At 64.1% G+C, this 22,005-nt stretch carries 20 protein-coding genes and 3 tRNA genes; 8 read left to right on the top strand and 15 right to left on the bottom strand.

From position 1 onward, the window contains the following. Positions 1 to 193: hypothetical protein (locus VK533_RS12880; RefSeq protein WP_324378265.1), on the bottom strand; the 193-nt coding region annotated here is incomplete at its 3' end. A 334-nt stretch (positions 194 to 527) separates the two neighbouring features. Between VK533_RS12880 and VK533_RS12875 the strand changes: the two genes are divergently transcribed. Then, positions 528 to 2,138 carry a sensor histidine kinase gene (locus VK533_RS12875; RefSeq protein ID WP_324378263.1) on the top strand — a complete coding sequence of 537 codons (1,611 nt, stop codon included), beginning with the start codon at positions 528 to 530 and terminating at the stop codon, positions 2,136 to 2,138. After that, on the top strand, positions 2,135 to 2,506 hold the full coding sequence (locus VK533_RS12870; protein WP_324378261.1) for a response regulator transcription factor: 372 nt from the start codon (positions 2,135 to 2,137) through the stop codon (positions 2,504 to 2,506). Before VK533_RS12875 ends, VK533_RS12870 begins: the two co-directional genes overlap by 4 nt. A 63-nt stretch (positions 2,507 to 2,569) precedes the next feature. Here VK533_RS12870 and VK533_RS12865 read toward each other — a convergent pair whose 3' ends face one another. From VK533_RS12865 to VK533_RS12840, 6 genes are all read right to left on the bottom strand, one after another. Further along, a complete protein-coding gene (locus tag VK533_RS12865; protein ID WP_324378259.1) occupies positions 2,570 to 3,334 on the bottom strand; it encodes a hypothetical protein in 765 nt (254 codons plus the stop codon). After that, positions 3,300 to 6,272, bottom strand: a complete 2,973-nt coding sequence (locus tag VK533_RS12860) for a hypothetical protein (protein ID WP_324378257.1) — start codon at positions 6,270 to 6,272, stop codon at positions 3,300 to 3,302. Before VK533_RS12860 ends, VK533_RS12865 begins: the two co-directional genes overlap by 35 nt. Positions 6,273 to 6,580: 308 nt before the next feature. Further along, positions 6,581 to 6,671: transfer RNA gene (locus VK533_RS12855), tRNA-Ser, on the bottom strand. 49 nt (positions 6,672 to 6,720) lie between these two features. Continuing rightward, complete coding sequence (locus tag VK533_RS12850; protein WP_324378255.1) at positions 6,721 to 6,963, bottom strand: hypothetical protein; 243 nt, start codon at positions 6,961 to 6,963, stop codon at positions 6,721 to 6,723. A gap of 56 nt (positions 6,964 to 7,019) precedes the next feature. Beyond that, complete coding sequence (locus tag VK533_RS12845) at positions 7,020 to 7,475, bottom strand: hypothetical protein (protein ID WP_324378253.1); 456 nt, start codon at positions 7,473 to 7,475, stop codon at positions 7,020 to 7,022. 343 nt (positions 7,476 to 7,818) lie between these two features. Further along, a tRNA-Ser gene (locus VK533_RS12840) sits at positions 7,819 to 7,909 on the bottom strand. A 222-nt stretch (positions 7,910 to 8,131) separates the two neighbouring features. Between VK533_RS12840 and VK533_RS12835 the strand changes: the two genes are divergently transcribed. Then, positions 8,132 to 8,989, top strand: coding sequence for a peptidylprolyl isomerase (locus tag VK533_RS12835; protein ID WP_324378251.1), 858 nt, complete (start codon positions 8,132 to 8,134; stop codon positions 8,987 to 8,989). Between the two features lie 3 nt (positions 8,990 to 8,992). Then, positions 8,993 to 9,778 carry a metallophosphoesterase family protein gene (locus tag VK533_RS12830; RefSeq protein WP_324378249.1) on the top strand — a complete coding sequence of 262 codons (786 nt, stop codon included), beginning with the start codon at positions 8,993 to 8,995 and terminating at the stop codon, positions 9,776 to 9,778. A gap of 136 nt (positions 9,779 to 9,914) precedes the next feature. Here the strand turns inward: VK533_RS12830 and pgl are convergent, their stop codons facing one another. The 6 genes from pgl to VK533_RS12800 form a co-directional block, all read right to left on the bottom strand. Next, on the bottom strand, positions 9,915 to 10,616 hold the full coding sequence (gene pgl, locus VK533_RS12825) for a 6-phosphogluconolactonase (RefSeq protein ID WP_324378247.1): 702 nt from the start codon (positions 10,614 to 10,616) through the stop codon (positions 9,915 to 9,917). Beyond that, on the bottom strand, positions 10,609 to 12,060 hold the full coding sequence (gene zwf, locus VK533_RS12820) for a glucose-6-phosphate dehydrogenase (protein WP_324378245.1): 1,452 nt from the start codon (positions 12,058 to 12,060) through the stop codon (positions 10,609 to 10,611). The genes pgl and zwf overlap by 8 nt, the downstream gene beginning before the upstream one ends. Before the next feature lie 5 nt (positions 12,061 to 12,065). Then, entirely contained in the window at positions 12,066 to 14,021 is a 1,956-nt protein-coding gene (locus VK533_RS12815; protein ID WP_324378243.1) for a peptidase M61, read from the bottom strand. A 52-nt stretch (positions 14,022 to 14,073) separates the two neighbouring features. Next, positions 14,074 to 14,715, bottom strand: a complete 642-nt coding sequence (locus tag VK533_RS12810; RefSeq protein WP_324378241.1) for a DUF1345 domain-containing protein — start codon at positions 14,713 to 14,715, stop codon at positions 14,074 to 14,076. A 59-nt stretch (positions 14,716 to 14,774) separates the two neighbouring features. After that, complete coding sequence (gene ppa, locus VK533_RS12805; protein ID WP_324378239.1) at positions 14,775 to 15,311, bottom strand: inorganic diphosphatase; 537 nt, start codon at positions 15,309 to 15,311, stop codon at positions 14,775 to 14,777. A 73-nt stretch (positions 15,312 to 15,384) separates the two neighbouring features. Further along, positions 15,385 to 15,876, bottom strand: a complete 492-nt coding sequence (locus VK533_RS12800) for a MarR family winged helix-turn-helix transcriptional regulator (RefSeq protein ID WP_324378237.1) — start codon at positions 15,874 to 15,876, stop codon at positions 15,385 to 15,387. A gap of 75 nt (positions 15,877 to 15,951) precedes the next feature. On the opposite strand from VK533_RS12800, the gene VK533_RS12795 reads away from it, so the two are divergent. From VK533_RS12795 to VK533_RS12780, 4 genes are all read left to right on the top strand, one after another. Next, on the top strand, positions 15,952 to 17,049 hold the full coding sequence (locus VK533_RS12795; protein WP_324378235.1) for a branched-chain amino acid aminotransferase: 1,098 nt from the start codon (positions 15,952 to 15,954) through the stop codon (positions 17,047 to 17,049). 42 nt (positions 17,050 to 17,091) lie between these two features. Then, positions 17,092 to 17,166: transfer RNA gene (locus tag VK533_RS12790), tRNA-Gln, on the top strand. Positions 17,167 to 17,357: 191 nt separating this feature from the next. Next, positions 17,358 to 18,260, top strand: a complete 903-nt coding sequence (locus tag VK533_RS12785) for an alpha-L-glutamate ligase (protein ID WP_324378233.1) — start codon at positions 17,358 to 17,360, stop codon at positions 18,258 to 18,260. Further along, positions 18,260 to 19,285: an LLM class flavin-dependent oxidoreductase gene (locus VK533_RS12780; protein WP_324378231.1), complete on the top strand. Its 1,026-nt coding sequence runs from the start codon at positions 18,260 to 18,262 to the stop codon at positions 19,283 to 19,285. Before VK533_RS12785 ends, VK533_RS12780 begins: the two co-directional genes overlap by 1 nt. Positions 19,286 to 19,320: 35 nt before the next feature. Here the strand turns inward: VK533_RS12780 and VK533_RS12775 are convergent, their stop codons facing one another. Both VK533_RS12775 and VK533_RS12770 read right to left on the bottom strand, forming a co-directional pair. Next, positions 19,321 to 20,637: a carbohydrate porin gene (locus VK533_RS12775; protein ID WP_324378228.1), complete on the bottom strand. Its 1,317-nt coding sequence runs from the start codon at positions 20,635 to 20,637 to the stop codon at positions 19,321 to 19,323. After that, positions 20,634 to 22,005, bottom strand: a 1,372-nt coding sequence (locus VK533_RS12770; RefSeq protein WP_324378226.1) for a PQQ-binding-like beta-propeller repeat protein, incomplete at its 5' end; no start/stop codon positions are given. The genes VK533_RS12775 and VK533_RS12770, both read right to left, overlap by 4 nt.

Raw genomic sequence — 22,005 nt, 5'->3', positions numbered from 1 at the left:
CCATCGCCATCGCGTTGTGGCCATAGGGGCTGTCGCTGCCGGCGACGACCCACCCGGAGTAGGGCGTGTAGCCATCACCCGCGCCGAGATTGCCCGCGACCGGATCGGCCTGAGCCACAGACGCGGCGCCGACGCACAAAGCAGCCGCACAAAGCACATGACGCAACGCGAAACGCGAAGACCGAACAGTCATGTCGAAATTCCCCCCCAAATCGGCGCCGAAACGATCGGGCCGGACTATGGCAAATAAAGCGTTAAGCGGCGGAGTCACGATAAAAGGTGCTTAACGCGAAACGACTTGGTCAGGATTGGGCCGGGACTGGAGCGCGGTGCGGGGCAATGCGGTGGATTTCGTCCTTCACCGGGCAGGCGGGCGGCATCGCCCCGCCGCGCCGCCGGTCGGCCCATATCGGGCCTAACTGCGATTGCCCCCACCCGGCCGCGGGCCCACGGTCGCGCCTTGATGCGTATCAAGCAGGACAATTCCCCAATGCTCCCCGGTCTCAAGCGCGCATGCGGAGGCCCCGATGGATTGGCGTTCGCAATTTGAAATGTTCATGCCGCACGGCATGTGCCTGCTGTGGCGGCCGGAGCTCATGTCGCTCCACGTCATTTCGGACGCGCTGATCGCGGCGGCCTATTTCACCATCCCGTTCGTCATTTTCTGGTTCGTGCGCAGCCGCGACGATCTGGACGGCGGGCACCGGGCGCTGGCCGCCTTGTTCGCGGCCTTCATCGGCCTGTGCGGGCTGACCCATATCGTCAGCATCGTCGTGCTGTGGATCCCGATCTATATCATCGAAGGCTGGCTCAAGGCGGCGACCGCGATCGTCTCCGTGGCGACGGCGGGGCTGATGATCGCGCTCGCGCCCGAGGTGCTCAAGCTCCCCTCCGTCCGCACCTTGCGGCGGGAGATCGACGCGCACCATGCCACGCTCGCCGCGCTGACGGAGGCGCGCGTTGCGCTCGCGCTGCGCGCCGATCGCACCGAAACCGAGCTGCGCCAGGTCACCCAGGATCAGCGTCAGTCGTCGACCTTGCTGTCCACCGTGATCGAAGCCGTGCCCGGAATGATCTATGCCAAGGATCGTGGGGGACGGCTGTTGCTCGCCAACAAGGCCACGCTGGATCTGATCGGCAAGGGCTGGCCCGAGGTGGAGGGCAGGCAGGCCCGGGATTACCTGTCCGATCCGCGCGAGGGCGAGCAGGTGATGGCGGACGATCGCCGCGTGATGGACGCCGGCACGGTCGAGGTGATCGAGGAGATCGCCGATTTCCATGGTAACGGCTCGCGCGTGTGGCTGACGACCAAGGTTCCGCTCGGCGATCTCGCCCAGGGCATCACGGGGATGGTCGGCGTTTCGATCGACATCACCGATCGCAAGCGGATGGAGAAGGAATTCCTCCATATCTCGCGCCGATCCGCGATGGGCGAAATGGCGACCGCGATCGCGCACGAGATCAACCAGCCGCTCGGCGCGATCTCGCTCTATCTCGGCGGCTGCCTGACCCTGCTGGCCGACGCGAAGGTGGATGGCCGCGTCATCTCGACCCTCAACCTCGCCAACGATCAATGCCAGCGTGCGGGCGATATCATCCGCCGGCTGCGATCGTTCGTGTCCGGCGCGGACGAGATCAGGCGCCCCGTCAGCATCATGCGGCTGGTCGACGAAGCCTGCGGGCTCGCCTTGCTGGGCTCGCGCGAAAACGGGGTCGCCTCGACGATCGAGCATGAGGCGCCGGAGGCCTGGGTGCTGGCCGATCGGGTCCAGATCGAACAGGTGATCGTCAACCTCGTGCGCAACGGGCTGGATGCGATGGCCGGCACGGACAAGCCCGCCATGCTCGTCTCGACCGGGATCGGCCCGGCCGGCATGGCGACGATTATTGTCCGCGATAACGGGCCGGGCATCCGGCCGGATGTGGTCGATCGGCTGTTCGAAGCGTTCGTCAGCACCAAAGGCGTGAAGGGGATGGGCGTGGGCCTTTCGATCTGCCGTACGATCATCGAAGGCCATGGCGGCAAGATCTGGGCGGAGCCGGACGACGGCAGCGGGGCGGCGTTCCACTTCACGCTGCCGTTGGCCGACAAGCCGGCCGAAGGCGAGACGGGCGATGTGGGGCACGACGCCGCATGAGCGCGCCGTGGATCGTGCATATCATCGACGATGACGAAGCGGTGCGCACCTCGCTCCGCTTCGCGCTGAGCGTGACCGGCTATGCGGTGGAGACCTATGCCGATGCCGCCGATTTCCTGGGGCGCCTGCCGACGGACCGCGGCGTGCTGATCTGCGACGTGCGCATGCCGGGCATGAACGGGATCGAGCTGACCCGGATGATGCAGGCGCAGGGATTGGCGCTGCCGATCATCCTGATGACCGGCCACGCCGACGGCGCGCTGCAGACCGAAGCTTTGCAGGCGGGCGCGGCGGTGGTGCTGGAAAAGCCGGTGAGCCTGCCGACGATGCTGGAGACTATCGCGCGGGTTGGGGCGGGGTTGGGGTAGGTGGGGGGGCTCAAACTTCGCATCAATCCAAGATGTGGCGCAAATCTAAGCATGATCTAATTGTCAGGCCGCGAGCGCTAAAGAGAGTTGGGATTCTCCGAGCCAGCCTACCCAACGTCGAAGAAATGTAAGGTAGTCATCCCGAGTGATCCGAAGCGCCACGAGCCGCTCGGGCGGTTTGCGCATATTGTTCTTAGGATACTGGGCGCTCACGAAACCTATCATCTCCGTCGGTTGTCCAAAGCACTGATGACCATCAGCGTCGAGATACACGACACCGCCGTGAGCAAGCGAATTCCGGAGGCAACTCGCCCAGCGCGATGCACTCATTAACCGCGCCTCTTCGAGAGCATCTTGCATGGCTAGTGCATGAGCTAAATCGTCAGGAAAATAGCGGGCCACGTTTTGCTGCTCGTTATAAGGAATCGAGCTAAAGCGCCAAGCACCGGCACAAATGAAAGGCGATTGCTCCAACGCATTTTCCCCGAGCGCAATATCAACGGCATTTGTAAGCTCGGGCGATAGCGGTCGATCATCCGCATAGCCTTCAAGACCATTCAGAGCTCTTCGGCGGTGGCGCTCTACCCGCTCAATGGGAAGCGTTATGATTGGGTTCGACATTGCTAGAAGAAAGGTCGTTGTCAGCGGACCTAGGTGCTCGTCGCCTTCGATCGCGAGATCATTTACGGCCGACAATAGGCTCTCTATCAGAAAAAGGCAGCGCTCTGGCAACTCGCGGCTATAGTGCTGCGGTATGCCCATTTTGTCCTCCAATATCTGGCAGACGGCGCCTTCAATTTCGGCGGCCGCCTCGGATTGACGGTTCAACTACCAACTTCGATCGAAGTAGCTGCAAGCCGTCCCTCACTTGAGACAAATGTTCTCCCGCCATTAACAGATGTTCGGCGATGAAACTGTCAAGGTCAGCACGCGCCAAATCCACATCCGCCTCATGTACGTCCATAAGCTGACGCGTCTTGAACGCTTCAAAGAACTGGTCCGCCTCGACCAGCGACTCTTCACTCAGTGCGCGCGGATCGATAGAGGCCATCTCCCCCAGGCGCGAGGTTGTAACCGACCCCCTGCCGTCTTGTGTTTTGTTCGCGCTCCACCAAAAACTAAGTATCCCGAGCGTAGAGTTGAACCAAAGTGTTACGACTTTCTCAAAAGCCGACTGGTTAAGTCGGAAGGAAGGCCAAGCGCGCCCTCCAATCGCAGGCCGGCTCGTCAAGCAGGCAATCAGCGCATTCGAATTGAACTGTACATCTGTGGCGAAATGTAGCTGCGTTCGCTCGCTCCAGATTGCACTAGCACGCTCGTCGATTATTTTGCTCACGGCTGAATCCGATGACGCTCGAACAATACCCTCGGCGTCAGGATCAATTTCCAAAAATCGCTCGCGCGACTCGTCGTGCGCCTTCAAAACGGGGAAACTCACCGAGCCTGGATTCAGTGTCGCTTTCAGCTCGAAGGGCCCTCGTGGTGCTCCGCCACTCAACCCAGTCCCGGAAACGTCCAGATGGTAAGGCCCTGGCTTGCCGAGCTCGGAGAGCGGGCAAATCGGAGCATTGTCCAGCGCAGCTTCAAGAGCGCCCGGCAGCCAGACCGCCGCGCGATGCAGCTGGTATGCTGTCTGGGCGACCGAATGGTCGCGAATGCGGGAAAGAGGCCATGGATCGGGAGCTGTGGGCGCGGAAATCAGTTCTCCAATTTTCTCGCTACCAACCATAATGTCAGTACCGCCCAGCGGGCCATCCTCGATGCGACGAGCTGCCCCCATATCAATGAGCCGAACAATCTCGCGCGAGATTTCTGCTCCCTCCAAAGAGGAGGCGGGTCGTCGATAGAGGGACACGCTGATCAGTCGATCGGCTGGCTCTTCGGCCTTGGTTCCTATGATCATGCTTTCAGCCATTCCAGTATCGGCTGAGAATGACGCGTGAGCGTCGTCGGCTGCGATCGAAAGCGTGATCAGCCCTGTATAATTCTTCCGCCACAAACTCCGGCAATCTGCCCATGATGCACCTGACAGCGCGCTGAGAGGCAGGATTAGTCCCAACTTGCCGTTAGTTTTGAGCTTCCGATTGCCGATTTCAACAAACGCAGCGGCCGCGCCGGCATTGCCGTGATAAGCGGTATCCGCCAACAGCTTCTGCGCTTTTTTCCCCATCTTTACTTGTATGGCTTCGTCGGTTCCGAACGCGGCGAAGAGGGGGCGCGAAACCTCGGAAGACTTGCCCCCGCCGCCGGTTAGCCGAGTGAACGGAGGGTTCATGGCCACAATATCGAACGTATCGTCGCCGACCGCGGCACCGCCGATGGCAGTCCAACTGTCCATTTCTGTAAGCGAAGTTGCGCCAACGCCTGAGGCATGGGTGGCGATGGTAGGCATAACGCCCTGCTTCTCCAGCAGATCGAGTGCGCCAAGAGCGATATCACCTGACGCGACTTGGCCGAACGGCAGCGTGAGAATATTTGTACTGCCATATTGGACCGTGGGGTGCGCCGACGACAGTTGCGACGCGGTAATATAGGTTGCCGAAGGCAGGACATCACAACCGACTAAGGTATTTTCGATCATCGACCGATGCATTTGTGCGCTGTCTATTCCCGCACGCTCCAGGCGCATTTGGATATCGGAGTAGACAGCACAAAGCAGTGATCCCGTTCCGCACGCGAAGTCGGCCACGCGGAGTGTTGTGACAGCGTGAGTGTCCCCCCAAGATTCCCCATTGGGGGGACGGCTGGAAACCAACAAGCGCGCCATCAGCGCGGCTGAGGAAGGAGCCGTATAGAAGGTCGCGAGGAATTTCCTGTCGGATATCAGCCGCTGAAAAATCGTGCCTACGAGATCCGGATTCTTGCCGAGATTCATAGAAAGCAGCTGATCGGCCGTGGCGATGCAAACGTCGCGAACCTGTGACCACAGGCCCGGCGGGATATCCTCGACCAGCTTTCGCGCTACCCCAAAGATTGGCCAATAATTAATCGACAGAATGTGGTCCCAAGCCGCTATCACGTCGCCCTTTGTGGGTTTGATACCGCCCTGTCCCAGTTTGTAGAGACTCGTGACTTCGAGCAGCTCCTGAGAGGCACCCGCCAGGGTCTCTTGGAATACGAATGCATTGATCAGGATTGTCGCGGTCATCGCATAGGTCTGAAACCCTGCGTCCTGCTTGAGTGTCTCGGAAATTGACGCGGCTATGCCGGGATGGGCTGAGGAGGCGGCCTCTATTTGGGCTGCCACCGATCGTGCACCGGCCTCCAAGACACCTGCAGCGGATGCAATTACGACGGGAGAGACCTTTACGCTCGTAATGACGTCCGCAAGATCGTCAATTGAAGCCCTAACATGGCCTGTGCGAGGCCACCGCTCGTAGTCTGTGGGACTGTGTCCAGTCAGTACGCAATATTCGAGGTCTTTCTCAACAGCCAAGGCTTGGGAAATAGCCGAACCGTTAAGTTGCTTGTATTTAGCAGGAAGCCTCACAGCGATTACCGAATGAATGGTTCCGCCGGTAGGAGTATAAATTTGGCCCAAGCGTGAAGCCGCATCTTTTTCAACGGTAACAGCTGGGACGTATTCTGTCTCTATGCCGACCGGAGATGCCCAATCATCGCACACGATGATATCAGGCCTCTGCCCCTTGGCGACAAAGGAGGCGGTGTTCTCGGCCGTAACTACACCGTCACGCTGCCACTGAATATGCTTGGTCTTCAACTCAGTTGCGAGGTGGTCGTTCACAATCGGTTCGGGCGTCGCCATATCCTGCGTTCTATGGAGGGGGGCGAGGTTCGGCAATCGGCCATTAGGCCTACATCGCGCCCGATAGGCGGCCGGCAGTGTCTCATCGGTTGCGGTATCTCCCGACATATATCGGAACATAAGAAGAACGATGACAAAGAGTCAAGGCTCGCGATCCGTCTGCTTTACGCGATAATAGGAAACGGCATGCGCGATCTGAGCGTTTGATCTAACCTATGAAGATGTGGACAAATCGCGAGGACCATCCCGCTCATCTCCTTGTCCGTGTCCCAAATAGCGGAATCCCCTGCACGCGGGCTTCGGCGGAATGGCGGAGCGGGAGGGATTCGAACCCTCGATACGCTTTTGACGTATACTCACTTTCCAGGCGAGCGCCTTCGACCACTCGGCTACCGCACCTATCCCGGTGTCCGCGTAGCCGCCACAACCTCCACCTGCCGCTGTTGATTCAACCTGCGCTCCACCAGCCGCGAGCCAGCGCCGCCAGCACCACCTCCCACTCGCGCATCAGCGCCTCCACCTCCGCCAGCTCGGCATCCAATCGCTGCCAGCATCCCTTGCCCACGGCATTCCCGCGCGATCGCGCCTTGCCCGCATCCGTCCGCGGCCCGGTCGAACGCTCCCACGGCTTGCGCGCCCGCATCCTCGCGGCCTGCGCCGCGCGCCGCTCCGCCGTCCAACCCTTCGCCACGCCTGCTTTTGTCCCCCTTACTCCTCCCGTATTCGCCGTCCCGGCCGCGCCCCGGCTCAATAATGCCGCACGATCTCCGGTTCTCCCGGGCCCGCCGCGGGATAGACGATCCGTCGCTCTATCTGCGTATATTGCCTCGGCGCTTCCGCATCCTCGGGCCGGTGTCCGGTCACGCCCGCCAGCACGTTCAGCGTCGCCCGGCACTGCGTCTGCGCACGCAGCGCCAGCCGCAAATATCGCTCGCCCGCCTTGCCCGGCTGGTCCAGCTGCGCATGCCCGCGCCGCGCCATGTACGCGAAGATCGCATTCAGCGCCGCCGCCTGGCCCGCCAAAGTCGCCTCCGCGCCGTCGAACGCGCCCGTGCGCACCGCCTCCACCCGCGCCCGCATCGCCGCCTGGCCATGCTCCGGGTCGATCGCCGCGTCGCCTTCCTCGCGAAACGCCGCCACGATATTCGAACTGGTCGCACACGGATCTATCGCCCGCGCCGCAATCTCCTGCGCCGCCGTCATTGGGCACGCGCCGTCGTCTTCCTCCACCATCATCGACTCCGCTTGACATATATACGCACTAAGCGTACAGCAATCGCCAACGGAAATCAAGAAAATACGCTTATAGCGTACGCAGCATGCGGCTCTTTCTCATGACGACGAACGAAATCGCCAGGGCCGCGTCCGCGCGCCTTGGCCACCCTTCGGGCGCCAATTCCTTTAGTTCGTTTCCGGTGTTTTTTGTTTTTTCCCGACGCGACGGGGTGAGCTCGCGGGGGCTGATCCGCGGAATGGCGGAGCGGGAGGGATTCGAAACCCCGTTTTTGAAATATGCTCGCTTTCCAGGCGGCGGCTTGCGGCGGAATGGCGGAGCGGGAGGGATTCGAACCCTCGATACGCTTTTGACGTATACTCACTTTCCAGGCGAGCGCCTTCGACCACTCGGCCACCGCTCCATTCCGCCGGAACGCGCGCCCTATAGCGGGGGAAAGGGTTTCGCAAGGCGGCCCCTCTGTGGCAGGCTGAATCGCATGAGATATCTGCTCTTGCCTGTAATCGCCGCGCTGGCTGTTGCCGCTGCGCCTTTATGTGCCGCTGAGAAGAAGGACAGCCCTTCGACAAGCTCAGGGCGAACGGGTGCGAAGGACGGTGCTTCGACAAGCTCAGCACGAACGGGGGTGGATAAGGCCGCTGCGGCCAAGGCGCCGCTCAGTTCGGCCGATATCATCGCCGCCGCCGCGCCCGGCGAATGGCAGCGGGTCGACGCGCAAGATCTGATGCTGGTCGATCTGTCGGACGGCAGCCGCGTCGCGATCGCGCTCGCGCCCGCGTTCGCGCCGGTGCACGTCGCCAATATCCGCGCGCTGGTGCGCGCGCACTGGTTCGATGCCGGGACGATCTATCGCGTGCAGGACAATTATGTCGTGCAATGGGGGCAGGGCGACGACGACAAGGCGCCGCCGCAGGGCCTCGGCAAGGCCTTGCCCGCCGAATATGAGCGGCCCGCCGCCGGGCTGCCGATCACGCCTTTGCCCTATCGCGATACGTTCGCGCCGCGCGTCGGCTATAGCGGGGCGTTCCCTGCTGCCGCCGATGGTGCGGGTAAAGACGCGCGCTCATGGATGGCGCATTGCTATGGCATCGTCGGCGTCGCGCGCGGGCTCACGCCCGATACGGGCAGCGGCGGCGAGCTCTATGCGGTGATGGGGCAGAGCCCGCGCCAGCTCGATCGCAACATCGCCTTGGTCGGGCGCGTGCTCGACGGGTTCGAGCATATGACCGCCCTGCCGCGCGGCACCGGCGCGCTGGGCTTTTACGAGAAGCCCGAGCAGCGCACCGTCGTCAAACGCGTGCAGATCGCGGCCGATCTGCCGGCCGAGGCGCGCCCGGCCTATGAATGGCTGCGGCCCGACAGCGCGAGCTTCGCCAAATGGCTGCACCTGCGCGCCAACCGCCAGGACACTTTCTATGCGCGGCCGGCCGGCGCGATCGATCTGTGCAATGCGATGCCGCCGGTCCGGCGGGTCAAGAGCTGAGCGATGGGCCTGTTTTTCTGGCGCAAGAAAGCGGAAGCGCCGCCGCCGCCCGAGCCCCGTCCGCCCGCCGCGATTCCCGCAGGTCAGCGCGTCTATGCGATCGGCGACGTGCATGGCCGCTACGATCTGCTGACCGATCTGCTCGCCAGGATCGCGACCGACGACGAAGCGCGCGGGCCGGCCCAGACGCATATCGTGCTGTTGGGCGACCTGATCGATCGCGGGCCGCAATCGCGCGAGATCATCGAGATGTTCCTGAAGGCGGCGCCCGACCAGTTCCATTTCATCATGGGCAATCATGAGGAGATGCTGCTCAAGCTGATCGACGATCCGGATTCGCCGCATATGCCGCAATTCCTGCGCTATGGCGGGCGCGAGACGTTCGAAAGCTATGGCGCGCCGCAGATGGTGCTCGACATGCCCGATCGGTTCACGCCCGATACGCTGCCGTCCTATGTGCCGGAAACGCACCGCGCGTTTCTGCGCGAGATGCATGACGGGGTGCAGTTCGGCGATTATTTCTTCACCCACGCCGGCATCCGCCCGGGCGTGCCGCTGGCCGAACAGGCGCGGCAGGATCTGCGCTGGATCCGGCAGGATTTCCTGGAGAGCGACGCGGATCATGGCGTGATCGTCGTCCACGGCCATACCGTGCTGGAAGAGGTCGAGATGCTGCCCAACCGGATCGGGATCGATACCGGGGCCTATGCGACGGGGATTTTGACGGCGTTGGGGGTCGAGGGGACGGAGCGGTGGCTGCTTCAGGCGACGGGTGAGCCGGGGCGGTGATTTCCAAGCCCCTCCCTTTCTAGGGAGGGGTTGGGGTGGGTGCGCGCGGTTAGCGCGCCAATATTTCCATCGACAACAGCCAAGCTGCGGACTCACCCACCCCAACCCCTCCCTAGAAAGGGAGGGACTTAAGCGCTCACGGTGCCCAGTGGATGTCGATCGGCTGTTCGGCCTCGGCCAGCACCTGGCCGATCGGCACCTTCGAACCGGCGCCGTCCTCGATCGCCTGTTCGACGATCACGCGCTTGGCGTCGCCGGTCAGGCACAGCATCAGCGCCTTGGCCGAGAGGATCGCGTTCTTCGTCAGCGTGACGCGCGCGACCGGGGCTTCGGGCGGCAGCGGATCGGGCATCACGCCGATCGCACGGCGCGTCTTGGGGGCGGTCAGCGCCGCTTCGAGGTCGGGGCCGGGGAAGATCGAGGCGGTGTGGCCGTCGCCGCCGACGCCGAGCAACACCAGATCGGGCGGCCAGTGCAGATCCTGCAGGCGCGCGTCGGCGGCGTTGCCCGCACCCTTGTAATCAGGATTGTCGGCGCCGAGCGGCATCACGCGCCCGCCCTTGGGCAGGAAGATCTTCGCCAGCATCGCGACGTTGGAGAGCGGGCTGTCCATCGCGACCAGCCGGTCGTCGACCGGGAAGATCGTGACGCGCTTCCAGTCGAGCTTCATCGTCGCGAGCTTTTCATACGCCTTCACCGGCGTGTTGCCGCCGGACAGGCCGATCACCGCGCCGTTGCGGGCGTCGAGCGCGCTTTCGATGATGAAGCCGATGTCGCCTGCGACCGCCTCGGCGAACGCCTCGGAATCCTCATGCTCCCACCATTCCGCTTCAATCATGCCAGGTTACTCCATCACGTTCGGTCAGGGCAATCGCCGCAGGCGGGCCCCAGGTTCCCGCCGGGTATAGTTTCGGCGTCATAGCATTGTCGGCCCAGCCGGCGCGGATCGCGTCGATCCACTCCCACTGCGCCTCGACCTCGTCGCGGCGCACGAACAGGGTCGGGTCGCCCTCGATCAGGTCGAGCAGCAGCCGCTCATAGGCGATGCGGCGGCGGACGTCGGCGAAGGCGTTGGCGAGGCGGATGTCGAGCGGCACTTCGCGCAGGCGGATGCCCTGGCGATCGAGGCCGGGCTGCTTCGCCATGATCGTGAAGCTGATATTCTCTTCCGGCTGGATCGAGATGAGCAGGCGGTTGGGCTGCAACGCCGCGCCGCGCCCGGCGAACATCGAATGCGGCACCGGCCGGAACTGGATCACGATCTCCGACGTGCGGCGCGGCAGGCGCTTGCCGGTGCGCAGGTAGAAGGGGATGCCCTTCCAGCGCCAATTGTCGACATGCGCCTTCAAGGCGACGAAGGTTTCGGTGTCGGACGGCTTCTCGAGCTCGTCGGCATAGCCGGGGACGGGGGCTCCCGCGACCGCGCCGGCGGCATATTGGCCGATCACGCTTTCCTTGACCGCGTCGAGCTTGCGCAGCGAGCGCAGCACCTTGACCTTCTCGTCGCGCACGGCGGCGGCGGTGAATTGCGCGGGCGCTTCCATCGCGACCAAAGCGAGCAATTGGAGCATGTGGTTCTGCACCATGTCGCGCAGACTGCCCATGCCGTCGAAATAGGATGTGCGGCCTTCGAGCCCGACGGTCTCGCCGACGGTGATCTGGACATGCTCGATCGCGCTGGCGTTCCACAGCGGCTCGAACAGGATGTTGCCGAAGCGCAAGGCCAGCAAATTCTGGACGGTTTCCTTGCCGAGATAATGGTCGATGCGGAAGGTCCGCGCCTCGGGGAAGACGCGCGCGACCGCGTCGTTGATCTCCATCGAGGAGGCGAGATCCTGGCCGAGCGGCTTTTCGAGCGCGAGGCGGGTATGTTCGCCCGCCAGCCCCGCCAGCTCCAGCCCGGCGATGGTCTGCTCGAACAAAGACGGCGCGGTCGACAGGAAGATGGCGAGGCCCTTGTCCGCGCGCGGACCGATCACCTTGCCCAGGGCCGCGAGCGTTTCCGGCTGCGAGGCGTCGGCCGCGACATAATGGACGCGCGCGAGGAAGCCATCGAGCACGGTTTTGGCGAGCTTGCGCTCCTTGACGATCGGCTCGAGCGCGGTCGCGGCGGTTTCGCGGAAGGCGGCGTCGTCGATCTGGCTGCGCGCGGTGCCGAAAATCTGGAGATCGGGCGGCAGCAGTCCGTCGGCGTGGAGGCCGAACAGGGACGGCAGCAGCATGCGGCGCGACAGATCGCCGGTCGCGCCGAACAGGAGCAAAGTCTGGGCCGGGGCCGCCATGGGGCTTACTTCCTTGCCGTATAGAGGGCGTCGAGCGAGCTCGGCGCCTTGGGATCGATCTTTTCGAGGTGCGGATAGCGCAAGCCCCCGTTCCACGCGATGCTTACGGTGCGAAAATAATCTCCTTGCCGCACAAGCACAGTGATGGGCTTGGTCACGCCCTTCGCATCCCGGATCGCCTGCTTCAGATCGTCGTCGCTATAGGTATGGCCGTCGATCGCGAGCAGGGTCGTGCCGACGTTGATGCCGGCGTTGAAGGCGGGGCTGTCCCACATCACGGTCGCGACCTTGCCCTCGCGCCCGACGCTCATCCCGACCGAAAAGCGGAAGTCGGCCGCCTTGCGGACCTTGTCGCGCGATTTCTGCCAGGCGCCCTGCGTCTCGGTATAGACCAGCCGGTATCCGCCGCGCGTGATGCCGTCGAGCGGCGCCTGCGGCGCGACCGCGTCGACCCGGGCATGGAGGAAGCTCGCCCAGTCATAAGGCTCGACCGCGTTGAGCGCGGCGGCGACATCGTCGAACGTGTAGGTGTGTTCGCCCCAGTCGCGGTCGCGCTCGCCGAAGAAGAGTTTCGCGAAATCGTCGAGCGAGCGTTTGCCCTTGGAACGTTCGCGGATCAGGCTGTCGGCATCGAGCCAGACGAGCTGGCCCTCGCGATAATAATCCTCGGCGCGCTGCCAGTTGGTCCAAGGCTGCGGCGCGCGCTTGGACATGATCGGATCCTCGGTCGTGTCCTCCATCGGCCGCCATTGCTTGCCGGCCTGGTTGGCATAATCGGCCGCGACCGCCGCCAGCTCGTCGAGCGCATCTTCCTTCGAGATCAGGCCCGAGCGCGATGACAGCACATTGCCCCAGAACTGGGTCTGGCCTTCATAGACCCACAGCAGGCTGTTCCCCATCGGCTGGCGATAATCGGGCGTCCACAGATCGGCCGGGCGGCGGAACTTGCCGTTCCAGCTGTGCGTGAATTCATGCGCGAGGATGTCGCGGCTGGCCGGGGACGAATCCCATTCCTTGAAATAGCCGACGCCGCTGCCGTCCTCGGACGAACGGTGATGCTCCAGCCCGATTCCGCCGAGCGTGCCCGACAAAGTGAACAGGAAATCATAGTGATTGTAATGCTGCGCGCCGAACAGCTTGGTCGCCTGGACGACCAAAGCCTTGTGCGGCGCGATCTGCTCGGGCCTGGCGTCGAGATAATCGGGGCGATCGGCGAGGATGTCGAGCGTGACGTCGGGCGACAGGGTCTCGATCCGCGCATAGCGGCCGGCGATGGTCGGCGAATCCACCAAAGTGTCGAACGCGACCGTCTCATACTGGACCAGGCCGCCCTTGGCGGTGGCGGTGCCCGACGGGCGGAGCGCCGTCGCCGAGGTCCAGCCGTCGGGATAGAGTGCGCTCGGCGAGACCATGATCTGCCGCACGAAATGGCCGGCCGGATAGAGCGCGACCAGGTTCCATTCGAGGCTCAGCATCACCGGCGTCATCACGGTGCGGCCCTGATCGATCGCGGTCGGCGACAGATATTGGAATTTGGCCTCGATCGTGTCGACGCCGGCGGGCACGTCGAGATGGAAGGCGAAGACGTCGATGGGATCGCGCTTCCACGGGATGGTCTTGCCGTCCGCGGTGAAGGTCAGGCCGGCGACCTTGCTGATCTGCCCGGTCGGGGCGTGATTGCCCGGCAGCCATTTGGGATAGAGCAGGACGAGATGCCCCGGCTGGACCGGGATCGTCTCGGTCACGCGGAAGATGCCGTGATCGGTGTCGGTCGCATCGACCGCCAGCTTGATCGTGCCGGGATAGGCCACGTCCTGCGGCGGCGGGATCGTATCCGCCAGCGGCGCCGGCTGCGGCGTGCTGGTTCCGGTCGGCGCGTCGGCGGTCTGCGCGAAGGCCGGAACGGTGAGGAGGGCAAGGGCGGAGGCTGCGAGGCGCAGCGGCAGACGAGGCGAGATCATAGGCGGGCTGTTGCGCGCTGCGCGGCGCATGTCCAGCCGCTTTTACGGCCTTTTAGCCGCCGCCCAGAACATTGATCGAGAAGGCGATGATGCCGAGGTTGAACACGAACGCGGCGAGGCAGTGGAACATCACCACGCGGCGCATCCGCCCGCTGGTGATGGTCATGTCGGACACCTGGAAGGTCATGCTCAGGCAGGTCGAGAAATAGAGGAAGTCCCAATAATCGGGCTCCTTCGCGTTGGGGAAATTGACCCCGCCCGCATCCTTCCCCTTATCCTCGCCGTAGAACATGTGCGCATAATGCAGCGCGTACATCAGGCTGCTGAACAGCCATGACATGGCCAAAGTGCCGACGATCAGCGCGATTTCGGGCTTGGGCGGCTTGCCCTGCTGCATCAGCTCGGACGCAACGGCGGCTAGCACGACGATCGAGACGATGCCGGTGATGACGAGCAGGCCGGCACGGTTGGCGTCGTTCTTCTTGGCCGACTGGCGCATGTCGTCGGCGCGGTCGTTGAACAAGGGCGCGATCGTGGCGAAGAAGAGCAAAGCGGCGACGTCGAAACCGGCCATCGCGCCGTCCGCCCAGCCGAGCCTCGGCACGGCGATCAGGCCGGCGATGATCGTCACCACCACGAAGGCGATGAAGCGCGGCGGCGCGATCTTGTTGCCGAGATGCAAGCGCACAGCCATCGATCCGTCCCCTTTATGAAGGATGGGATTAGCCCGGCTGGTTCACGCGGGGAAGGGTTTCAGGCTTTGGCCTTTTCCGCCGCCGCGATCGCTTCGAGCGTGATGCGCTTGGCTTCCTCGGCGTCGCCCCAATTGCCGATCCGCACCCACTTCTCCTTTTCGAGATCCTTATAGTGGGTGAAGAAATGCTCGATCTGCGCGAGCACGATCGAGGGCAGATCGGCGGCCTCGCCGACATCGGTATAATAAGGGAAGGTGGTGTCGACCGGCACGCAAACGAGCTTTTCGTCGCCGCCGGCTTCATCTTCCAGCTTGAGCACCGCGATCGGCCGTGCGCGCACGACGCAGCCCGGGATGAAGGGCGAGCGGGCGATCACGAGCGCGTCGAGCGGATCGCCGTCGGGCGAAAGCGTGTGCGGGATGAATCCGTAATTCGCCGGATAGCGCATCGGCGTGTGCAGGATGCGGTCGACGAACAAGGCGCCCGACTTCTTGTCGAACTCGTACTTGACCGGCTCGCCGCCGACCGGGACCTCGATGATGACGTTGAGTTCGTTGGGCGGGTCCTTGCCCACGGGGATGAGTTCGATGTTCATAGGGGCGCGCAGTTAGGCCCGGCGCTTGCCCCACGCAACCTCTTTTGCTGCAAGTGCGAAGGGTTGAGAGCCGTCAGCCCTGATTATCGCTCAGGTCGGCGACACGACCGCGTTCCTCCGCGGGGATGAGCGCTTCCAGCACACGCCAGAAGCCGGTCACCGATTCCAGACCGGCCTCGGCATAAGCGGCGGACAGGCGCGTGCGCATCGCCTCGAACAATTCGCGCTCCAGCTTGGCGCCGGTGGGCGTCAGCCGCAACAGGCGCTGGCGCCGATCCTCGCGGCCGGTGCGCGTCTCGACCATGCCGCGATCGGTCAGCTCGCCCAGCACGCGGCCGAGCGACTGCTTGGTGATGCCAAGCGTCTTCAACAGCGCGCTGATCGTCAGATCGGGTTGGCGCGCGATGAAATAGAGCGCGCGATGATGCGCGCGGCCCATGCCCTGCTTGGCGAGACACTGGTCGGTCTGGCGGTAGAGATGGGCGTAACCGAAGAACAGCAGCTCGGCGCCACGGCGGATTTCGGTTTCGCGGAGGAACAGTGGGGATGCGGACGGGACAGCCATATTGACCTAATGTGGCAGCGTCCCGTAGCGCGTCAAGACACCGACATACCTGTTTTGATCGGTTATGAGGCCCGTATGTCCACCGATTCGCTGACTTTCGCCCTTGAGCAAAACGCCGCGCCGATGCCGGTGAGCGAGCGCGCCGCTTTGCTCGAAAATCCGGGTTTTGGGCGGGTTTTCACCGATCATATGGTGACGATCCGCTACAAGGAGGGGAAGGGCTGGCACGACGCGAGCGTCCATCCGCGCCGCGCGCTGCAGATGGATCCGGCCTCGGCCGTGCTCCATTATGCGCAGGAAATCTTTGAGGGTCTCAAGGCCTATCGCACCGAAGATGGTGGCGCATCGATGTTCCGCGCCGACATGAACGCCAGGCGTTTCCGCGATTCGGCCGAGCGGCTGGCGATGGCGCCGCTGCCGGAAGAACTGTTCCTCGAATCCTGCCGCCAGATCGTGAAGATCGACCGCGACTGGATCCCGCAAAGCGAGGGCGGGGCGCTCTATCTGCGCCCGTTCATGATCGCCTCCAGCGTGTTCCTTGGCGTGCGGCCGGCGGACGAATATCTCTACATGGTGATCGCCTCGTCGGTCGGCGCCTACTTCAAGGGTGGCGCGCCGTCGGTCACGCTCTGGGTGTCGGAGCATTTCAACCGCGCGGGCCCCGGCGGTACCGGCGCCGCCAAGTGCGGCGGCAATTATGCGGCGAGCCTGCTGCCGCAAAAGGAAGCGATCGCCGAGGGCTGCGACCAGGTCATCTTCCTCGACACGGTCGAGAAGAAGTGGATCGAAGAGCTCGGCGGGATGAACGTCTTCTTCGTGATGGACGACGGATCGATGATCACACCGCCGCTGACCGGCACGATCCTGCCCGGCATCACGCGCGACAGCCTGCTGACCCTGGCTCAGGATCGCGGGCTGAAGGTACGTGAGGAGCGTTACTCGCTCGATCAGTGGCAGGCGGACGCCAAGAGCGGCAAGCTGCGCGAAAGCTTCGCCTGCGGCACCGCCGCCGTGCTGACCCCGATCGGCCGCGTGCGCGGGCGCGACGGGCTCGATTTCACGATCGGCAATGGCGGTCCGGGCTTCCAGACCGAGCAGTTGCGCGGCGCCTTGGTCGATATCCAGCGCGGCCTCGCGCCCGATCCGCACAACTGGGTCGAGCGCATCTTCTGACCCTTTCAATACGCCGCGCGCCGACTATAAGCGCGCGGCTGTTGGGGCGTGGCCAAGTGGTAAGGCAGCGGCTTTTGGTGCCGCCATTCGCAGGTTCGAATCCTGCCGCCCCAGCCAATCCTCGTCGCCGCGTTCACGCGAGGACGGGATATCCGCTCCGGGCTTCGTAACCGTCGCTGCGCGCTAAAACCATGTTCCCTTCGCCAGCCTTCTGCGGCAACCGCATCTTGATGCGGGGCAAGCAGGGTTGGGATCGCATCGTCGGCCCGCCCGTGACACTGGGCAGATGTTGTGATGGATGACGAGGCGTGAGCGAACTAGCAATCCTCTACGAGCATCCGGCCTGGTTCGAGCCGCTGTTCGCCGCGCTCGACCGGCGCGGCATCGGCTATGACAAGCTGCGGCCCGACGGGCATTTCGATCCGGCGGACGGCCGTTTCCCCACGCCGGTCGTGCTCAACCGGATCGCGATGTCGAGCTTCCTGCGCAGCGGCGAGCATCCGATCTTCCATGCGATGGCGTTGCTCGACCATTGGCGCCGCGCCGGGGCGCGCATCATCAACGGGCCCGACGTGCTGGCGATCGACTCGTCGAAAGCGCGGCAACTCTCGCTGATCGCCTCGCTTGGGCTGGCGATCCCGGCGACGCGTGTCGTCCATCGCGCGGACGATGTCGCGGCGGCGGCTGAGACGATCGGATTCCCGCTGGTCGTAAAGGCCAATATCGGCGGGTCTGGTGCGGGCATCATGCGCTTCGACAGCCTCGGCGAATTGCGCGCGGTGGTCGAGGCCGGGGATCTGCCCGTCAGTGTCGACGGCGTGCTGCTGGTTCAGGATTATGTGCCTGCACGCGGCGGTGCGATCACCCGGGTCGAGACGCTCGACCGAGCCTTTCTCTATGCGATCGACGTTGCGGGCGGCGGCGCGTTCGACCTGTGCCCGGCCGACGCCTGCGTCGCCGGATCCGGTATCAGCATGGCGGCGGTCCAGCCCGCGCCCGAACTGGTCGACGCGGCGGAACGCATCGCCCGCGCCGTCAATCTCGACGTCGGGGGGATCGAGGTGATGATCGACGATCGCGACGGGGTCGCGCGCTTCTACGACATCAACGCCTTGTCGAATTTCGTGGCACAGCCGCTGAACGTGCTGGGCTGGGATCCCCACGAACGGCTGATCGACTATCTGGTCGAACGGATCGAGGAAACGCGCTGATGCGATACGGATATTGGACGCCCGTCTTCGGCGGCTGGCTGCGCAACGTGCCCGACGAGGGCATGGAAGCCACCTGGGATTATACGAAGAAATTGACGCAGGATGCGGAGCGCTGGGGCTATGACCTGACGCTGATCGCGGAACTGAACCTCAACGACATCAAGGGGATCACGGAACCGGCGCTGGACGCCTGGTCGACCGCGGCGGCGCTGGCGGCGGTGACCGACAGCATCGAGCTGATGGTCGCGGTGCGCCCCAATTTCCACCAGCCGGCTTTGTTCGCCAAGGCCGCCGCCAATATCGATCGGATTTCGGGCGGCCGGCTCGCGCTCAACGTCGTCTCGTCCTGGTGGGCGGACGAGGCGAAGCAATATGGCCTGCAGTTCGACCAGCATGACGATCGCTATGCGCGCACGTCCGAATGGCTCGATGTGGTCGACGGTCTGTGGACGCAGGAAAGGTTCAGCTTCACCGGCCAGTTTTATCGGACCGAGGATGCGATCTGCTCGCCCAAGCCGGCCAAGCGCCCGACCGTCTATGCCGGCGGCGAGAGCGAGAAGGCCAAGGCGATGATCGCGGCGCAATGCGATGCTTATGTCATGCACGGCGATCCGGTCGACGCGATCATTCCCAAGATCGCGGACATGGCGGCGCGGCGCGAAGCCGCCAGCGGTGCCCCCATGCAATATGGCATGGCCGCTTATGCGATCGTGCGCGACAGCGAGGCCGAAGCGCAGCGCGAGCTCGAACGAATCACCAACGTCAGCGACCTGCCGGCGGGCTATGCCAACTTCGATCAGTGGCTGTCGGGGACCCAGCTCGAACGCGAGCTCAAGATCCAGGAATATTCGGTGTCCAACCGCGGCCTGCGCCCCAATCTGGTCGGCACGCCTGAACAACTGAAAGAGCGGATCGAGGAATATGAGGCCGCCGGCCTCGATCTGTTGCTGCTGCAGATGAGCCCGCAGCATGAGGAGATGGAGCGCTTTGCCAGCCAGGTGATGGGCGTGGCGGCAACGGGATAAGCCGCCAGATCGACGCCAGCAACGTTGGGGATGCTCTACAGCGTGAAGCCCGCCTTCAGGCCCAGCACGCCGATGTCATCCGCGCTGCGGCGGCCGCCGGGGTTGTGGATATATTGGACGTTCGGGCGCAGCTCGCACCAGCGGAACGGGTGCGCGCTGTAATAGAGCTCGGCCGCATATTCGGCGGTCTGCGGTTCGGGATGGGCCGGATCGAGGCGTTCTCCCGCCCGGTAACGGCCGTTGACGCCGGTGCGGCCGACCGCGAAGGCGAGCACATCGTTGGGCAGCGAAGCGATCGGCGGCTTCCAGAACAGGCCGACCGCGATCTGGCTGTCGGTCACGCTGGTCTTGCGATCGGCCTGGGTGAAATTGGCGAAAATGCCGAAGCCGGAGATGGGCTTTCCGTTGAGCGAGGTGCCCGTCAGCTGCTGCCACGCATTGATCCAGAAACCATAGCGCGACGTGCGCTCCAGCGGCTCGAGGCCGGTGACCGGGCGCGGCTGGCGATTGATGTCGAGCAGGACGTCGGCGGCGTTGGCGTTGGTATACCAGGCGCCGATTTTATAGGAGCCGATCAGCTTCTTCGATCCGATGCTCGGCATCCAGCCCAGCTCCACCGGTACGAGCACGCCCGTCCCGCCCTTGAAGTTCGTGATCAGGAACGACTTGTCGAGGTTGTGCGGATTGACCTGATAGGCCGCGATCTGGGCGACAAAGTCGCCATGGGTGAGTTTCACCCGCATCATCCACTGGTCGACCGGCCAATTGTACCAATAATCGCCGACGAGGTTGCCGGGCTGCGATCCGCAGAAGGTCAGGTTCATGAAATAGCAGGAGAAAGAGGCGAAATCCTCACCGACCGTCGCACGGCCGGCCTTGATCGCGATCGTATCGCCGAGGAATTTCTGCTCGTACCAGAATTGGGTCATCCGGAACGTCTGGCCGCGTCCGTAGACTTCCTGCACCTGCTGGAGCGTGCCCAGCCCGGCATGCGCGCCGAGATCCTCGCCGTGGCGGTACGTCACCGTCGCCTGGAAGGTGCCCGCGATTCCGACCAGACGCTCGCCGTCGATCGCGGCGCCGAGCGTGGCTTGCCCGGTCTCGGTAACGTCGCGCTTCGTACCGCCGGCGAAGTTCCAGCCAAGCTCGCCGACATAGCCCGCCGACATATCCACACCGGCATCGTGCAGCCGGGTCCGCAATCCGTACCAGTCGCCGGTAATGCCGTAAGCGGGTGCCTGCTGATGCGTGTCGACGGTTTCGGGCATGGCGGCCGGCGGCCTGGGATCGGCCAGCGCGGCCGACCCCATCAGGAGCAGGCCGCAGCAGGGGAGGCCGACGCGAGCCTTCACGGGTGGTGGCCGTCCGCGGGCAGCGCATAGGCGATCAGATAATCCCCCATCTTGGTGCCGAGTGATCCGTGCCCGCCCGCCATCGTCACCACCATCTGCCGCCCCGACGGCGAGCGATAGGTCATCGGCGTCGATTGGCCGCCGGCGGGCAGGCGCGCCCGCCACAGGACCTTGCCCGTGCTCATGTCATAGGCGCGGATATAATAATCGAGCGCGGAGGTGAGGAAGCCGAGGCCACCGGCGGTAACGATCGGGCCGCCGAGCGAAGGCACCCCCATCTTGAAGGGAAGCGGTACGATCGCCTCGTCGCGGACGGTTCCGTTCTTGTGCATCCAGGCGGTCTTGCCGGTGCGAAGATCGATCCCCGCGACATAGCCCCAGGGCGGTGCCTGGCAGGGGAAGCCGATCGGCGACAGGAACGGCAACAGCGAAACTTCGAACGGCGCACCCGCATTCTCGTTCACGCCATGCTCGCTGGCCGGCTTGGAGCTGAAACCGGCGGGCGGGGGCTGGTCGGTACGGCCGAGCCCTTCGGCGTTGGTTTCCTTGCGCGGCAGCAGGCGGCTGACGAAGGCGACATAATTGGGGTTGGCGAACGCGATCTGGCGCACCGGATCGATCGCGATCCCGCCCCAGTCGGTGACGCCATAATTGCCCGGGTAGACGAGCGTCCCCGTGAGCGACGGCGGCGTATAGGGCCCTTCGTAGCGCAGCCGGTGATATTTGATCCGGCAGGCCAGCTGCAGGAACATCGTCGCGCCCCACATATCCTTCTCGCGGATGTGCTGCTGCGCCATCAGCGATACGGACGAGAAAGGCTGGGTAGGGGCGGTGAAATCGCCCGGTGCGGCGCCCTGCGGCACCGGGCGTTCCTCGACCGGGAAGATCGGCTTGCCGGTGCGGCGGTCGAGGATCCACAGGTTTCCGGTCTTGGTCGCCTGCACCAGCGCCGGCACACGGCCGCCGGGGCGGTCGAGGTCGACCAGGTTCGGCTGTGCCGGGACGTCCATGTCCCACACGTCGTGATGCACCGTCTGGAAGACCCAGCGCGGCCGTCCCGTCGCAAGGTCGAGCGCGAGGATCGAGGTGGCATATTTCTCGGTCGTGGCGGGCCGGTGGCCACCCCACTGATCGATCGCGCCCATGCCCATCGGGAAATAAGCCAGCCCCAGCGCCTCGTCGGCCGATGCGGTGCTCCAGCTGTTGGGCGAGGACCAGGAATAATGCTGGCCCGGGCCGATCGGCGCGCTGCTGTCCGGATTGCCCGGATCGAAGTTCCACAACAGCCGGCCGGTGACGGGATCATAGGCCCGGATCACGCCCGACGGCACATGCGTGGAGACGTTGTCGCTGACATTGCCCGCGACG

The organism is Sphingomonas sp., assembly GCF_035317925.1.
In the GTDB taxonomy this organism is placed as follows: Bacteria; Pseudomonadota; Alphaproteobacteria; order Sphingomonadales; family Sphingomonadaceae; genus Sphingomonas_I.
The sequence above is the reverse complement of the archived record's forward strand: the minus strand, read 5'-3'. Positions and strand labels throughout refer to the sequence as shown.